General features: G+C 66.8%; 17 protein-coding genes. 8 read left to right on the forward strand and 9 right to left on the reverse strand.

The genetic code is table 11. The annotated features are described in order from the left end of the window. Positions 1–27: 27 nt before the first annotated feature. From lpxK to IQ16_RS23795, 6 genes are read right to left on the reverse strand one after another with little or no spacing between them, the layout of a single operon-like run. Positions 28–1,044: a tetraacyldisaccharide 4'-kinase gene (lpxK, locus tag IQ16_RS23770; protein WP_018648407.1), complete on the reverse strand. Its 1,017-nt coding sequence runs from the start codon at positions 1,042–1,044 to the stop codon at positions 28–30. Then, positions 1,037–2,383, reverse strand: a complete 1,347-nt coding sequence (locus IQ16_RS23775; RefSeq protein ID WP_018648408.1) for a 3-deoxy-D-manno-octulosonic acid transferase — start codon at positions 2,381–2,383, stop codon at positions 1,037–1,039. The genes lpxK and IQ16_RS23775 overlap by 8 nt, the downstream gene beginning before the upstream one ends. Then, the gene (locus tag IQ16_RS23780) at positions 2,346–3,059 is read right to left on the reverse strand and encodes a lysophospholipid acyltransferase family protein (RefSeq protein ID WP_018648409.1); all 714 of its coding nucleotides are present in this window, start codon (positions 3,057–3,059) and stop codon (positions 2,346–2,348) included. Before IQ16_RS23780 ends, IQ16_RS23775 begins: the two co-directional genes overlap by 38 nt. Continuing rightward, entirely contained in the window at positions 3,056–3,298 is a 243-nt protein-coding gene (locus IQ16_RS23785; protein ID WP_018648410.1) for a DUF4170 domain-containing protein, read from the reverse strand. The genes IQ16_RS23780 and IQ16_RS23785 overlap by 4 nt, the downstream gene beginning before the upstream one ends. Before the next feature lie 60 nt (positions 3,299–3,358). Further along, positions 3,359–4,177, reverse strand: coding sequence for a 3'(2'),5'-bisphosphate nucleotidase CysQ (locus IQ16_RS23790; RefSeq protein ID WP_018648411.1), 819 nt, complete (start codon positions 4,175–4,177; stop codon positions 3,359–3,361). Continuing rightward, positions 4,164–5,567, reverse strand: coding sequence for a TldD/PmbA family protein (locus IQ16_RS23795; RefSeq protein ID WP_018648412.1), 1,404 nt, complete (start codon positions 5,565–5,567; stop codon positions 4,164–4,166). Before IQ16_RS23795 ends, IQ16_RS23790 begins: the two co-directional genes overlap by 14 nt. Before the next feature lie 273 nt (positions 5,568–5,840). On the opposite strand from IQ16_RS23795, the gene IQ16_RS23800 reads away from it, so the two are divergent. Continuing rightward, positions 5,841–6,359, forward strand: a complete 519-nt coding sequence (locus tag IQ16_RS23800) for a DUF6101 family protein (protein ID WP_018648413.1) — start codon at positions 5,841–5,843, stop codon at positions 6,357–6,359. 103 nt (positions 6,360–6,462) lie between these two features. On the opposite strand, the gene ubiA is transcribed toward IQ16_RS23800, so the two are convergent. Then, positions 6,463–7,395, reverse strand: a complete 933-nt coding sequence (gene ubiA, locus IQ16_RS23805) for a 4-hydroxybenzoate octaprenyltransferase (RefSeq protein ID WP_018648414.1) — start codon at positions 7,393–7,395, stop codon at positions 6,463–6,465. Further along, on the reverse strand, positions 7,392–8,051 hold the full coding sequence (locus IQ16_RS23810) for a hypothetical protein (RefSeq protein ID WP_018648415.1): 660 nt from the start codon (positions 8,049–8,051) through the stop codon (positions 7,392–7,394). Before IQ16_RS23810 ends, ubiA begins: the two co-directional genes overlap by 4 nt. Before the next feature lie 211 nt (positions 8,052–8,262). On the opposite strand from IQ16_RS23810, the gene IQ16_RS23815 reads away from it, so the two are divergent. From IQ16_RS23815 to IQ16_RS23840, 6 genes are all read left to right on the forward strand, one after another. Continuing rightward, positions 8,263–9,018, forward strand: coding sequence for a 16S rRNA (uracil(1498)-N(3))-methyltransferase (locus tag IQ16_RS23815; RefSeq protein ID WP_018648416.1), 756 nt, complete (start codon positions 8,263–8,265; stop codon positions 9,016–9,018). Between the two features lie 145 nt (positions 9,019–9,163). Continuing rightward, positions 9,164–10,315, forward strand: coding sequence for an ATP phosphoribosyltransferase regulatory subunit (locus IQ16_RS23820; RefSeq protein WP_018648417.1), 1,152 nt, complete (start codon positions 9,164–9,166; stop codon positions 10,313–10,315). Between the two features lie 3 nt (positions 10,316–10,318). Further along, positions 10,319–11,296: an ATP phosphoribosyltransferase gene (hisG, locus tag IQ16_RS23825; RefSeq protein WP_018648418.1), complete on the forward strand. Its 978-nt coding sequence runs from the start codon at positions 10,319–10,321 to the stop codon at positions 11,294–11,296. 100 nt (positions 11,297–11,396) lie between these two features. Next, positions 11,397–12,488, forward strand: coding sequence for a glycosyltransferase family 2 protein (locus tag IQ16_RS23830; protein ID WP_018648419.1), 1,092 nt, complete (start codon positions 11,397–11,399; stop codon positions 12,486–12,488). Next, complete coding sequence (locus IQ16_RS23835; protein WP_018648420.1) at positions 12,485–13,330, forward strand: ChbG/HpnK family deacetylase; 846 nt, start codon at positions 12,485–12,487, stop codon at positions 13,328–13,330. The genes IQ16_RS23830 and IQ16_RS23835 overlap by 4 nt, the downstream gene beginning before the upstream one ends. 136 nt (positions 13,331–13,466) lie before the next feature. Further along, complete coding sequence (locus IQ16_RS23840; protein ID WP_018648421.1) at positions 13,467–14,318, forward strand: DUF2076 domain-containing protein; 852 nt, start codon at positions 13,467–13,469, stop codon at positions 14,316–14,318. A gap of 114 nt (positions 14,319–14,432) precedes the next feature. Here IQ16_RS23840 and IQ16_RS23845 read toward each other — a convergent pair whose 3' ends face one another. Beyond that, positions 14,433–15,233, reverse strand: coding sequence for a L,D-transpeptidase (locus IQ16_RS23845; RefSeq protein ID WP_018648422.1), 801 nt, complete (start codon positions 15,231–15,233; stop codon positions 14,433–14,435). 39 nt (positions 15,234–15,272) lie between these two features. Between IQ16_RS23845 and IQ16_RS23850 the strand changes: the two genes are divergently transcribed. Next, the gene (locus tag IQ16_RS23850) at positions 15,273–15,488 is read left to right on the forward strand and encodes a hypothetical protein (protein WP_145831784.1); all 216 of its coding nucleotides are present in this window, start codon (positions 15,273–15,275) and stop codon (positions 15,486–15,488) included. Positions 15,489–15,545 lie beyond the last annotated feature (57 nt).

The raw sequence follows: 15,545 nt of genomic DNA on the forward strand, positions 1-15,545 counted from the left end.
ACGCTTCGCTTTTCCCACCCTACGAGATCAGCGTCTGGAGAACCGTCGCTCGCGCGCCTTGTAGAGATGGTCGCTGATCAACTGACGCAGCTTCCCTGGATCGTCGAATTCGAGCTGGACGGCGAACGGCACGATGCCGGCAGGCACGCCTTCGCTGCCATGCAGGCGCGCAAGATCCTTTTCCGTCGTCACCAGCGTCAACTGCTCGCGCTGTGCTTCCTCCGCGAGTGCGACGAGCTCCTCGCGCGAGAACATATGATGATCGTCGAAGCGGCGCGCGCGCGCGACATCAATCCCACTCGCCCGCAATGTGCGAAAGAAGCGCGCGGGATCGCCGATACCGGCGAAGGCGAAAACCCGCTTGCCGAGGAGCTGTGCGAGCGAAACCGCATCCGGCTTCAACCGCGCGCGCAGCTCGGGCTTGTTGCGCTTGGCGAGCTCGGCCGCGACATCGTTGGCGGCACGGCCATCCCCGATCAGCACCAGCGCGTCGGTGCGCGCGAGCTGTGCCTGCAGCGGCGCACGCAGGGGGCCGGCGGGAAACACCGCGCCGTTGCCGAGGCCGCGCTCGCTGTCGATCACGATCAGCGAGGCATCCTTCAAAAGGCTCGGGTTCTGGAAACCGTCGTCCATCAGGATCACGGTGGCACCTCGCGACTTCGCCAGCGCCACACCATCGAGGCGGTCGCGTGCGACGGCAACAGGAACGTCGCGCGCCATCATCAAGGGCTCGTCGCCGACGTCAGTCGCGGTGTGGCGCTCGCGGTCGACCATGACAGGGCCCGTCAGGCGCCCGCCATAGCCGCGGCTCAGCACCACCGGGCTCTCGCCGAGCTCGCGCAACAGCTTGGTCAGCGCCAGCACGGTCGGCGTCTTGCCGGCGCCGCCGACATGGTAGTTGCCGACGCAGATCACGGGGATGCCGGCGTCGAAGCCCTCGCGCAGCATGCGCCGTTCGGTGATCGCGCCGTAGAGCGCACCGAGCGGCCAAAGCGCGTGCGATTGAAGGGAACGTGGCCGGTACCAGAAGGCCGGCTCACGCATTGGCGGCCCCCATCTCGATCCGCAATTGCAGCAAATAAGGCTCGAGCGCGGTCATGGTGCGGTTGAGCGCGCCGCCGAGCTGCTCGACGACGCCGGCACCTGCCTGCTGCATCTTGTCGCGCAACGTCGGATCGGCCAGCAGCTGGCCGAGCTGCTTGACCAGCGCTTCCGGCGTATCGGCCTGGCGCGCGCCGCCGCTCGCATCGAGCGCCTCGTAGACGTCGGTGAAGTTGAAGACGTGCGGCCCGTGGACGATCGCCGCCCCCAACTTGATCGCCTCGATCGGGTTCTGCCCGCCGTGGCGGATCAGCGATCCACCCATGAACACGATCGGCGAGAGGCGATAGAACAGGCCGAGCTCGCCCATGGTGTCGGCGACGTAGACGTCGGTCGCGGCCGTCGGCAGCTCCTCGCGCGAGCGCAAGGCGGGCTTGAGGCCCGACGCCGTGACGAGGCCTGCAATCGAGGAGCCGCGATCGGGATGCCGCGGCACGATCACGGTTAGAAGCTGCGGGAAGAAGCCGACGAGGCTGCGATGCGCCGCGATCAGCATCTCGTCCTCGCCCGGATGGGTCGAGGCGGCGACGATGATCGGCCGCCCGCGCGTCATCGCCATCAGCCGTTCGAGTTTTGCGGGATCGGCCGGCGGTGCCGGCACGTCGAGCTTGAGATTGCCCGTGGTGACGACGTCGCGGCCGCCGAGCGCGGAGAAGCGCTCCGCATCGGTCCTGGACTGCGCCAGGCAAATATCGAACCGCGACAGCAGCGCCGAGATGGTGCCGTGCATGCGGCGCCAGCGCGGGAAGGAGCGCGGCGACATCCGCCCGTTGATCAGCACCATCGGCACCCGGCGTGCGGCGCCCGCCAGGATCAAATTCGGCCACAGATCGGATTCGATGAACAACGCCAGCGACGGCTTCCAGTGGTCGAGGAAGCGCGCGACATAGCGCGGGGAATCATACGGCACGTATTGATGGATGACGTCGGGCGGAAAGCGCTTTGCGACGACCGCCGCCGAGGTGACCGTGCCCGAGGTGAGCAGGATGCGCAGATTGAGATCGCGCAGGCGCTCGATCAGGGCAGCCGCAGCCAGCACCTCGCCGACGCTGGCGCCGTGGATCCAGACCAGCGGGCCGTGCGGCCGGACGTCGCGGGACAGGCCGCGCCGCTCGCCGACCCGCGCGGGGTCCTCCTTGCCCTGCTTCAAGCGCCGCTTGATCAGTGCAGGCGCGAGCGGCACGAGGCCCGAGGCCAGGCGCCGATACATCCGCAGCGTGATGGGCAGCGCAATGGGCAGCGATTTAGGCATCTTCCGGTCCCGGGCGGCCGAGCTGCGCATAGGCGCGCCGGGTCGCCTCGTTCAGCGTCTCCTCCAACTCCAGCCGCAGCGCTTCCATCATCGCGGCGTCGGCATCTGCGGGAACGTGGATTTCCTTGATGCCGACCAATGCGCCCCGCCCGAATGGCAAATTGATGGTGGTGCGGTCCCAGTTCTTGAGCCGGATGAAGCGGCTGGTCGCCATCGCGAAAGGCATGATCGGCCGTCCCGATTCCCGTGCCAGCATGATGATGCCGAGCCCGGCCACGCGGGAGCGCTTGGGGACATCGGCGGTCAGCGCGACATTACAACCGTCCTGGAGCGTCCGCACCATTTCCTTGAAGGCGCCGACCCCGCCCTTGCGATGAAAGGCCCCGCCATGATCCCCGGAACCACGGATGGTGCCGATACCGAGCCGCTCGGCGGCGATGGCATTGAATTCGCCGTCGCGATGCCGGGAGATCAGGACCCTGGCCTTGTACCAGTCCTTGTTCTTGATGAAGGGGGTGAGGAAGTGCTGGCCGTGCCAGAAGGCGAAGATCGCCGGGATCTGCGGCTCGACGATGTCATAGACGTCGGGCGGATCGAACGTGAACTTGTTGGTCCGCCAGACAAAGCGCAGATATTCGGCCGCCAGGACCCCGACGGCACGCTGAACGAAGCTGCTTCGCAGCGTATTGCGAAGCAGTTTTTTCAACGCGCCGGTTCTTGATTCGGGTCGAGCAGGCGGTGGAGATGGACGATGAAATAGCGCATCTGCGCATTGTCGACCGTGCTCTGGGCCTTGGCCCGCCAGGCAGCGTGCGCCGTCGCGTAGTTCGGATAGAGGCCGACGATCTCGACGTCGTCCAGGTTCTTGAAGGTGTTGTGCTCGAGATCGACGAGCTCTCCGCCGATGACGAGGTGAAGCAGTTGTTGCGGGGCACTATCTGGCATGGGTTCTCTTTCTAACGGGCTGCCCGGCAAAGCAGTGGTCGACAGGCACGCGAAAGCGCTTCAGGGCAAGGGACGGTTTCGAAAATGCGCGACAATGCTCGCATGACGATCGCGTCCCGCTGCCACCAGCACCCCGTGCGCCACTTCCCGGCGGTTATAGAGGATGGGATCTCCGGAGAGGTCGCTCATCCTACCATCCGCTTCCTGCACGATCAAATCGGCCGCCGCAAGGTCCCAATCATGGCTGTTGCCGCCCGCAAAAGCCGCATCCAGCGCGCCATGGGCGACCCGGCAGAGCCGGAGCGCGAGCGAGCCGATTCGCGGGTGCAGCTTGATGTCACCGAGTGACGGCTTCAGGCGCTCGACCAGGGGTTTTGGCCCGGCGACGCGCGAGAAGTCGAGCTCGGATCCGGCAGTAGCCCGCACGGCGGTGCCGTTGAGCGTCGTGCCTTGCCCTCGGACCGCGAAGAAGAACTCGTCGCTGGCCGGTGCGAACACCGCGGCGAGCACGGGCGTGGCGCCCTCGACCAGCGCGACGCTGACGCACCATTCGTCATGGCCGTTGAGGTAGTTGCGCGTGCCGTCGATGGGATCGACCACCCATGTCAGCCGCCGCGACAGCCGCGTGGCATCGTCGGCGCTCTCCTCGGAGAGCCAGCCGTAGTCCGGCGTGGCGGCGCGCAGCCGCGCCTCGAGCAAATCATTGACCGCGATGTCGGCTTCCGACACCGGCGAGGACACGCCCTTGATCCACTTCTTCAGCTCGGTGCGGAACATCGACTGCGCGAGCGCGCCTGCCTCGCGCACCGTGTCTTTCAGCAGCGCCGCATCGCGGGTCAGGATGGCTTCGTCGAGCGAATTCGCGTCAGCGTCCGCCAAGCGTCAAACCCTCGATGCGCACCGTCGGCGCATTGATGCCGTAGCGGAATTCGAGATTGTTCGCCGGCTGCATCGACTTGAAGATCTCGAACAGATGGCCGGCGATCGTGACCTCGCTGACGGGATAGGTGATCTCGCCGTTCTCGATCCAGAAGCCGGAGGCGCCGCGGCTGTAATCGCCGGTGACGCCGTTGACGCCGGAGCCGATCAGGTCGGTGACGTAAAAGCCCTGCTTGATATCGGCGATCAATTCGGCCGGGCTCGGCGTGCCGGGTTCGAGGTGCAGATTGTACGGCCCCGGCGAGGGCGAGGACGAGACGCCGCGATGGGCGTGGCCGGTGGTGGCAAGGCCAAGCTCGCGCGCGGTGGCGCAATCGAGCAGCCAGGTCGTCAGCACGCCTTCGTCGACGAGGGCGGTCTTCTTCACCGCGACGCCTTCGGCATCGAAAGTCTGCGAGCGCAGGCCGCGCTTGCGCAGGGGATCATCGATGATGCGGATGTTCTTGGCGAACAGCTGCTGGCCGAGCTTGTCCTTGAGGAAGCTGGTCTTGCGCGCGATCGAGGCGCCGTTGATGGCGCCGACGACGTGGCCGACCAGCGAGCCCGCGACGCGCGGGTCGAACACGACGGGCACCTTGCAGGTCTCGACCTTGCGCGGATTGTAGCGCGCCACGGTGCGCTCGCCGGCGGAGCGGCCGACGGTTTCCGGCGACAGCAGATCGGCGCCGTGCGGCGCGGAGGTGAAATCGTAGTCGCGCTCCATGCCGGTGCCTTCGCCGGCAATCGCCGTGGCCGAGATGCCCTGGCTGGAGCGCAGATAGGAGCCGTGGAAGCCGGTCGAGGTGACGAGCACCATGCCGCCCATGCCGGCGGAGGCCGAGGCGCCGCCGGATTTTGTGACTCCCTTCACCGCGAGTGCGGCAGCTTCAGCGGCGAGCGCACGGCGCTCGAGCTCGCTGGTTGCGGGCACATCGGGATCGAGCAGATCGAGATCGGGGAAATCGCGCGCGAGCAGCGCGGGATCGGCGAGGCCGACATATTTGTCGTCGGGCGCAACCTTCGCCATCGCCACCGCGCGTTCGGCGAGCTTGGTCACGGCATCGCCGCTGACGTCGTTGGTCGAGACCACCGCCTGGCGCTGGCCGACCAGCACGCGCAGGCCGACATCGTCGCCCTCGGACCGCTCGGATTCCTCGACACGGCCGTCGCGCACCTCGACGCCCTGCGAGACGCCGCGCACCGCGACCGCATCGGCCGCATCGGCGCCTGCGCGTTTGGCCGCCTCCACCAGCCGCTGTGCGAGATCGGACAGCGCGGACTGATCGAACAGGTCGCGATTGGCCTTGGAAGAATCCTGGGGCGAAAGCGTCGAGCTTGGTGAAGGGTTCACAAACGAAATCCTGTTGGGGCGGGGTTCGGGCTCGGAACGACCGAACCCACCAGATGTGCCCAAATGGTGCGGACTTCAAGCATTTTCGCCTCCCAAAAAGCTCAGATTCGCTTTTCCGGCGCAACGTCTCGTCAATCATGCGCGCCAAGGTCTTGTCAATCATGAGCCGTGGTGACGCTGGGTTAACCAGCCTTTTTAAGCGGTTTCGGAAACGGCCGCGCTAAGGTCCTCGCATCGACCGGGAACATAATCCCGGCGGGGAGAACGAAAGCCGTGAGGCGTCAAACATCAACATGCGGGGTCGCTCCCGCCGGGTCGAGCCGCAGCTTGCGGCTCGACCCCCTTTCCCTTCCGGTCCGCTTCGACGCGCATGATCCGCGCGCCGACGGATACACGAGGCAAATCGAGCTTCATCGCGAGCGTGTCGTGCTGCGCCGTGCCGTTCGCGGCATGCAGATGGCAATCAACGTCCGCGTCAGCGATTTCACCGGCGTCGCGCTGCGCGGCAATGACGAGGCGCAGGCGCTCGTCCTCGTCCATCGCGACCCCTCGCTATCCGTTCCGCTGCTGGTCGGCGCCGAAGCCAATGAGCTTACCGAGGCCTGGGCGATCTGGAGCGAGATCTTCGCGCTGCCGCAGCTCGACGAAGGCGCGCGCAAGCCCGCAGCCCGCCGCCGCCGCGCCAACGCAATCCGCGCCCGCCGTCCGAAATTCCTGATGCGCCGCCGCACCGGCATCGCGCGCGAGCTGCCGGTTCATCAGGGCGAGCGCGAGATCATCGCGCGGAATTGAAGGTGCCGTAGGGTGGGCAAAGCGAAAGCGTGCCCACCTCTTCCGTCGAAATCTGAGAAAGATCGTGGGCACGGCGCAAGGGCGCCTTTGCCCACCCTACGAGTCACGCCGCCCGCATCACGGCGTCCGCGAGCAATCCCGCAAACAGCAGCGCCCCCGCGTGCTTGTTCGACTTGAACAGGCGCAGGCACAGTTCGGGATCGTCGATCCTCAAGCGCACGATCTGCCAGACCAGATGCGCGGCAAAAGCCGCAAGGCCCAGCCACGCCGGCCAGCGCACATCGCTCGAGGCCAGCGCGACGCCGATCAGCACCACCGCGAGCCCGTAGAACAGGATCAGGGCCTGATGCGTATGCGCGCCGAACAGACGCGCAGTGGACTTGACGCCGATCAGCGCGTCGTCCTCGGCATCCTGATGCGCATAGATCGTGTCATAGCCGATCACCCAGGCGATCGACCCGGCATAGAGCACCAGCGCAGTGAGGTCGATGCGTCCGAAGGTGACGGCAAAGCCCATCAGCGCGCCCCAAGAGAAGGCAAGCCCGAGGAAGACCTGCGGCCACCAGGTGATGCGCTTCATGAAAGGATAGATGGCGACGACCGTGAGCGAGGCGATACCGGTCGCGACGGCAAAGCGGTTGAACTGGAGCAGCACGACGAGACCGATCACGCCCTGCGCGATCATGAAGGCCAGCGCCTGTTTCACGGTGATCTGCCCCGCGGGCAGCGGCCGCGAGCGCGTGCGCTCGACGCTGGCATCGAGGTCGCGGTCGGTGATGTCGTTCCAGGTGCAGCCCGCGCCACGCATCACGAAGGCGCCGATGAAGAACAGCACGATGGTGAGCGGCAGGCGGCTGATATCGTGTGCGATGCCGGCGGCGAGCGCCGCCGACCACCAGCATGGCATCAAGAGAAGCCAGGAGCCGATCGGACGATCGAAGCGGGACACGCGCAAGTAAGGCCGCGCCCAAGGCGGCGCGAGCGTATCGACCCAGTTGCCGGTGGAGTCGGCAACGCGGGCGGATGTGTCGCTCATCGGGTCAGGACGTTGCCGTTGAGCGTATCGAAGGTGCTGCCGCCCTTCTTGCCGGCATTGGCCTCGGGCGCCGAGCCCGAGCCCAGCACCTCGCTCAGCGATGGGCCGGCCGGACCGCGCGGCTGGTTCTGCATCTGCTGCGCAACGTTGCAGACCTTGGTCTGCATGGCCTCGGTGTTCTTGTGGCCGTCCTTCATCTGCGCGCCGACGTTCGGCGGGATTCCGCATTTGGCGGCGTTGGTCTCGATGTACTTGATCATCTTCATTTCAGCCTGGCTGAAATTGCGGATCAGCTTGCAGGCCTCGTCCGGCGGCGCATGACGGTCGCTCGCGGCCTTGATCGCCTTGCCGCGCTTCTCCGCCTCCTCGCGCAGGGGAACGAAGGCCTTCATGCAGTCCTCACCCGGGGCTTGCGTCGGCGGGGCCGCACTGAAAGCACCAGCGCCGCCGACCGGCGCAGCGCCGTTCACCGGAAACGAGGATTGCGGCGCCGTGCCGACGGAGGCAGTCGGGGCCGAGCCGTTCACGGGCGGAAACGCCGAACTGCTCGCGGCCTGGTTCGGCAGCGGCGCAGGGAAGGCGCTTTGCGCATAGGCGCCCGCGGCACCCATGGTGACCATGGCGGCAGTGATCGGAACCATCAGATGACGGATCATCAAGGCAGTCTCTCCGGCAGGAGCTTACGGGGTTCGGCGTCTTCCCAATTGAAGCGCAACCAGCGTGCTCGCGTTTTTACGATTCCCGCCGGCGCTTAACAACCCGTCGAATAGGGCAAGAGCGCGGCGCGGGGACGCACCGATTCGACGATATTTACCCCCAAAACTACTGGTTTCGGTTAAGAACGGCCCCAAATTGGACCTTTGAACGATGCCATCCCACGATTTTCGCGCTCCCCGCCTGTTCATCGACGCCCCCCTCGCCCAGGACGCCAGGGTCCCGCTCGACCGCGACCAGAGCAATTATCTCGGCAATGTGCTGCGGCTGGCGGCCGGGGCCGAGGTCCTGGCCTTCAACGGCCGCGACGGCGAGTGGCAGGCCGCGATCGAAGGCCGCAAGCGGCCGGACGGCCTCGTGATCCTCCAGCAGACGCGGCCCCAGGACCGACTGGCCGACCTCACTTATGTCTTCGCCCCGCTCAAGCATGCCCGGCTCGACTACATGGTCCAGAAGGCCATCGAGATGGGCGCCGCCAGCCTGCAACCGGTCCTGACCAGGTATACCCAGGCCTCCCGGGTCAACACCGAGCGGATGCGCGCCAATGTGGTCGAGGCGGCGGAGCAATGCGGGATCCTCAGCATCGCGACCGTGAGCGAGCCGGTGCCGCTGGAGCGGTACCTCAGCCAGCGCCCTGCCGACCGGCTCCTCATCTTTTGCGATGAGGCGGCGGACATCCAAAACCCCATTCAGAGCCTGCAAGACGCGCGCGAGGCCGGACAGGGTATCGACGTGCTGATCGGCCCCGAAGGCGGTTTTGCCGAGGAAGAGCGGGCGCTGCTGCTGCGGCAGCCCAGCATCCTGCGGCTGGCGCTCGGCCCCCGCATCATGCGGGCCGACACGGCCGCCGTCGCCGCGCTGGCGCTGGTGCAGGCGGTGCTGGGCGACTGGGGCGGCAAGACCGCCTGATCCGAAGCCAACCGATCCGGCATTGCCCGCCCGTTAAGCGATTGATCCTTTGGAGGTCGAAACCGCTGCCGGGCCATGCTAAGGGCTGCGCCAATTCGCCTCCCCTGCTCTGCCCCGGTTCCACCGGGGACGATGGACCCCTGAGATGACCGCGACTGCCACCTCAAATGCTGCCGGCTCCGCCGCCTGGGCGGATACGCTGCTCTTGTCGTTCGCGCAGGCCGGCTATGTCAGGGCCGAGCCCGCCATTCTGCAGCCGGCCGAACCGTTCCTGGACCTCTCCGGCGAGGACATCCGCAAGAGCCTGTACCTGACGAGCGACCTCTCCGGCGAGGAGCTCTGCCTGCGCCCGGACCTGACCATTCCGGTGGCGCGGGATTACCTCGCTTCTGGCCGGGCCGGCCAGCCGGCCGGGTTCAGCTATCTCGGACCGGTGTTCCGCTACCGCAGCGGCCAAGCCAGTGAATTCCTGCAGGCCGGCATCGAATCGTTCGGCCGCCAGGATCGCGCCGCAGCTGACGCCGAGATGCTGGCGCTGGCGCTGGAGGCGACGGCAGCCTTCGGCGTCCGCGACGTCGAGATCCGCACCGGCGACGTGGCGCTGTTCAACGCATTGCTCGACGCGCTCAACCTCTATCCGGTCTGGCGCCGCCGCCTGGTCAAGGATTTCAACCGCAAGATCAGCCTGGAGCAGGATCTGGAGCGGCTGGCGGCCGCGGCCACCGCGACACGCAGCGAATATGAGGGCGTGCTGGCGGCGCTTGCCGGCTCCGACCGCAAGGCGGCGCTCGCCTTCGTCACCGATCTGATGTCGATCGCCGGCACGACCAATGTCGGCGGCCGCACCACGGCCGAGATCGCCGACCGCTTCCTCGAGCAATCGACGCTGAAGGGCGGCGCACTGCCGCGCGAAGCCATCGCCGTGCTCAAGCGCTTCCTGTCGATCGCGGGCAATCCCGACGACGCCGTCGCCGCGCTGCGCGCGCTCACCACTGACGCGAAGCTCGATCTCAATGCTGCGATCGACCAGTTCGAGAGCCGGGTCGGCTTCATGGCCGCGCGGGGCATCGACGTGAAGCAGACACGCTTTTCGACCGCGTTCGGACGCGGGCTCGACTATTACACAGGCTTTGAATTCGAGCTGCATCACAGCGGCAACGGCGCCGAGCCGCTGGTTGCCGGCGGCCGCTATGACGGGCTGATGACCCAGCTCGGATCTAGCGAGCCGATCCCCGCCGTCGGCTTCTCGGTCTGGGTGGACGCGCTGAACCGGATCGGCCGCAAGGTGGGAGCTTAAGTCATGAGCGCGCCATTCGTCCTGGCCGTTCCCTCCAAGGGCCGCCTGCAGGAAAACACTGAAGCCTTCTTCGCCCGCGCCGGCCTCAAGCTGTCGAAGGCCGGCGGCGCGCGCGACTATCGCGGCACCATCGCAGGGCTGGACAATGTCGAGGTCGCCTATCTCTCGGCGAGCGAGATCGCATCGCAGCTGTCGCGCGGCTTCGCCCATCTCGGCGTCACCGGCGAGGATCTGGTGCACGAGAACATCGCCGACGCCGACAACCGCGTCTCGCTGATCGAGGGGCTCGGCTTCGGCTATGCCGACGTCGTCGTCGCGGTGCCGCAGGCCTGGATCGACGTCCGCACCATGGCCGATCTCGACGACGTCACCACCGGCTTCCGCGAGCAGCATCACATGCGGATGCGGGTGGCGACCAAGTTCGTCAACCTCACCCGGGCGTTCTTCCAGAGCCACGGCATCACCGATTACCGCATCGTCGAGAGCGCAGGCGCGACCGAAGGCGCGCCGGCGGCCGGCAGCGCCGAGCTGATCGTCGACATCACCACCACGGGCGCGACGCTCGCCGCCAACGGCCTCCGCGTGCTCGACGACGGCGTGATCCTGCGCAGCCAGGCCAATCTGGTCGCCTCCAGGGAGGCCGACTGGTCGCCGCAGGCGCGCGAGACCGCGCGCGTCATCCTCGATCACATCGCAGCAAGGGCGCGCGCCAACAAGTACCGCGAGGTCCGCACCCGCTTCCGGCAGTGCGACGCCGCCCTGCTCGGCGAAGCCCACAGCCGGTTCGGCGTCGAGGCCCCGTTCGGCGGGCCGACCTCGTCGGGCATGCTGACGCTGCACTGCCCTCCAGGGCAGCTCTATGCGCTGGCGAGCTTCCTGCGCGAGCATGGCGCCGAGACCGTCTCGGTGGTCTCGCTCGACTACGTGTTCGACCGGGAGAACCCGCTGTTCGCCAAGCTCGAGGCGTTCCTGCGGCGGTGAGCCTCAGGTCCGTTCAGCGTAGCGACAGCAAACGGCAGCTACCATATGCTGTTGAGATGACCTTGCAAGAAGACTTGAACGCCCTCTGGAACCTTGATCGATGACGCTGGGCTCTGACGTTTCCGCCCTGACGACCACCGCGGCCAACTCCGCCGCGAAGGGACTGTCGATTGTCGTCCCCGTCTACAACGAGGCGGCGGGCCTTGCCGCCCTGCACCAGCGCATCTGCGAGCTCGCGAGGACCTTGCGGGAGCGCTATCGCCTCGCTTGCGAGGTCGTCTATGTCGACGACGGCAGCGCGGACGCGACGCTGTCGATCGCCCGTTCGCTGCCGGCTGACGCGATCAGCGTCCAGGTGGTGTCGCTGTCGCGCAATTTCGGCAAGGAGGCGGCGCTGATGGCCGGCCTCGACCATGCCCGGCTCGGCGCCGTGATGTTCATGGACGGCGACGGCCAGCATCCGCCGGCCCTGGTCGAGCAGCTGGTGCGGCACTGGATCGATGACGGCTACGACGTCGTCTATACCGCCAAGGCGCATCGCGACAACGAGACCTTCCTGCGCCGCCTCGCCGTGCACGGCTTCTACGCGCTGATCAATTGGGGCGCGCGCCAGAAGATCCCCGAGGACGCCGGCGATTTCCGCCTGCTGTCGCCGCGCGCCGTCGCAGCGCTCAAGCAGTTGCCGGAGCGCAATCGCTTCTTCAAGGGCCTCGCCAGCTGGATCGGCTTCCGCCAGATCCGCGTCGACTACGAGCCGGCGCCGCGCGCCCATGGCGTCACCACCTTCAACGCCGCACGATTGCTCGGTCTGTCCATCGAGGGCCTGACCTCGTTCTCGGTGGCGCCGTTGCGTTTCGCCAGCCTGCTCGGCGTGGTGCTCGCGGGCGGCGCCTTCCTGTTCGGCCTGTCGATCCTCTGGGAGGTCTGGACCACCGGCAAGCAGGTGCCCGGCTATCCCTCGCTCGTGGTCGGCCTGATGACGATCGGCGGCGTGCAGCTCATCATGATCGGCATCGTCGGCGAATATATCGGCAAGATCCTCTCCGAGCTGAAGGCGCGCCCGATCTACTTCGTCGCCGAGCACAGCGAGAAGCATTTCGAGGCCGACAAGGCCCGGGACGCTTCAAGCCAGGGCGCTTCAAGTCAGGACGCTTCAAGCCAGGACGCCTCGAGCAGGACGGCGGCCGAATGAGCAGCGCCGCGAGCCCGCGGCGAATCTGGCTCTGCGCCGACGATTACGGCATCAGCCCGGGGGTCAACCGCGCCATCCGCGACCTGATCGAACGCGGCCGCCTCAACGCCACTTCGGTGATGATGGTCGGAGCTGCGATCGAACGCAGCGAGGCCGAGGCGCTGCAGGCTTCGGCAAAAACAAGCCCGCGCTGCGCGATCGGATTGCATGTCACGCTGTCGGCGCCGTTCCGGCCGCTCACCATGCATTTCCGCCCGCTCGATGGCGACATGTTCATGCCGTTTCCAAAGCTGCTGCGCGCCGGCCTTGCGCGGCGGCTCGACCGCGAATTCTTTCGCAATGAGGTGAAGGCGCAGCTCGCGGCCTTCGTGGACGCCTTCGGCCGCACGCCTGATTTCGTCGACGGCCATCAGCACGTGCAGCTCTATCCGCAGGTGCGCGACGGCTTTGTCGATGCGGTCGCCGAGCTTGCGCCACAGGCCTGGGTGCGCCAGGGCGGCCGCAACCTGCCGCTGGCGCAGCGGCTGGCCTCGCCCAAGGCCATGGTGCTCGACATCCTCAGCGCGCAATTCCGCCGCCGCGCCGGCGGCGCCGGCCTCGGCTTCAATCCCGGCTTCGCCGGCGCCTACGACTTCACGCGCGCGGCCGATTTCGGCGAGCTGATGCGGCAGTTCCTGGAAGGCCTGCCGGACGGCGGCCTCGTGATGTGCCACCCCGGCTTCGTCGACGACGTCCTCACCAGCCTCGATCCGATGACCGACGTCCGCGAGCGTGAGCACGCCTATCTCAAGGGCGATGCCTTCGCCCGCCTGCTGGCGGACAGCAACGTCACACTGGCATGAAACCGGCGAAAAGCGGGCCAAAGGCAGCTAAGGGGCAGCTTGTCGCATACCGAAATTTAATACGGCCGGCACTGTTGGGGCCACATTGGAACCCTACATCTCCTGCGCGCTTGGTTTTGCGCGAAGGAGACAGATCATGACGCCGCAGGAACGCCAGCTCGTCGACGACCTTTTCGACCGGCTTTCAAAGCTGGAAAATGCACCGCGCGATCCCGACGCGACCGCCGCGATCTCCGACGGGCTGCGCAAAGCCCCCGGCGCGGTCTACGCCCTGGTGCAGACCACGTTGTTGCAGGACGAAGCGCTGAGGCGCGCCCATAACCGCATCCAGGAGCTGGAAGCGGCCCAAGCGCCCGAGCAGCAGCAGCAGTCCGGCGGATTCCTGGACACCATGCGCGACACGCTGTTTGGCGGTGGCCCGTCGCGCGGCTCGGTTCCGAACGTGCCGCCGCGTGAGCAGCGCCCGGTCTGGAACAGCGGCCAGGCGATGCAGCAGTCCCAGCCGGGCTATGGCGCTCCGCCTCCCTATGGACAGGCTTACGGCCAAGGCCCGGGTCAGGGCCAAGCTCCGGGCTACGGCGCCCCGCCGGTCGGCGGTGGCGGCGGTTCGTTCCTCGGCACGGCGGCGGCAGCCGCGGCCGGCGTCGTCGGCGGCTCGCTGCTGCTTTCGAGCATCCGCGGCATGATGGGCGGCTCGCACCAGCAGGCTTTCGGCGACAGCAACGCACTCGGCGACCGCAGCGCTGGTGGAAGCCCTTGGGGCGGCAGTGACCAGTCCGGCGGCTCGCTCGCGCGCGATGCCGGCCTCAACGACATCGGATCGAACCGCGACCGCGGCGACGCCTCCCGCCAGGGCTTCGCTGACCAAGCGTCGAACGATCGCGACAACAACGACCAGAACTACGACGACGATCACGACGACAACGTGGACATGGCCGACGACAGCGATTTCGGCGGCGACGACGACGGCGGCAGCGATTACGCATAACTGCTCGATAGCGTGACAAACAAGAACGGCCGCCCGAAAGGCGGCCGTTTTCATTTTCCAACTCTTGCGCAGGCATCTTCCCTTCTCCCGCAAGGGGAGAGGGTAAAGAGAGCATCACATCACCACGACCTTGGTGCCGACATTGACGCGGCCGTAGAGGTCGATGACGTCTTCGTTGCGCATGCGGATGCAGCCGGAGGAGACGTTGGTGCCGATGGTCCAGGGCTCGTTGGAGCCGTGGATGCGGTAGAGCGTGGAGCCGAGATACATCGCGCGGGCGCCGAGCGGATTTTCCGGGCCGCCTTCCATGTGCCTGGGCAGGTCGGGCCGGCGCGCGAGCATTTCCGCGGGCGGGGTCCAGTCCGGCCATTCGCGCTTGGCCGTGATCGACTTCACGCCGGACCAGGTGAAGCCGGGACGCCCGACGCCGATGCCGTAGCGCATCGCGCGGCCGTTGCCCTCGACGAGATAGAGGAACTTGTTCGGTGTATCGACCACGATCGTGCCGGCGCTTTCATTGCCGCTATAGTCAACAAGCTGTTTCTCGAATTTCGGATCGAACGGGCGCTGCCGAGGGTCGATCGCCTCCTGCTGCAGAGACGCACCCTGCATCTGCGGCTCGCCCATCGGCGGCAGGCGGCGCTGGTCGTAATAGCCCGGCTGCTGCTGATACACCGGCCGCTCGGGCGCATAGGCCGGACCGCGGCCCGGACCGTCGCCGAACAGGAACTCGATGAAGCCGCCGCCCATGTTCGCATTGGAGGCGACGCGCACCGGCGCCGGCGGCACGCGCGGCTGATAGAGCACCGCGGGCGGATCGTTCGGCACCGTGTTGTCGAAGGCGCCGGCGCCGCTGGTGCCGGCAATGAAGGAGCAAGCGCTGCCGAGCAGCGCGACAGACATTTTCTTGAACATCGACGTACTCTGTACTGTTTCGTCTAGATCACATGCGTCGTGCAGGTCTGGTGGCTGATCCGCGCCCGCGACGTGGTCAATAAAAAGCAAAAGCCGTTTTGTTTGGTAAACGTATCAGCCGTTTCGATTCACCACGTCGCGGGCGGGCCTGCAATTTGGCGATCAGCGTTTATTTTCGATGAACGCCGCGCGAGCATGGTTAATCGCTTCTTTGCGCGCCGTCGCGCGCGGCCGCAACGACAGTTCCGGCTGTGAACTTCGTGTTAAATCGCTTCTGCCTACAAAGACGCGTGAGTGAGGTGGGGGGAGTGT

The organism is Bradyrhizobium huanghuaihaiense, assembly GCF_007830635.1.
Taxonomy (GTDB): domain Bacteria; phylum Pseudomonadota; class Alphaproteobacteria; order Rhizobiales; family Xanthobacteraceae; genus Bradyrhizobium; species Bradyrhizobium huanghuaihaiense.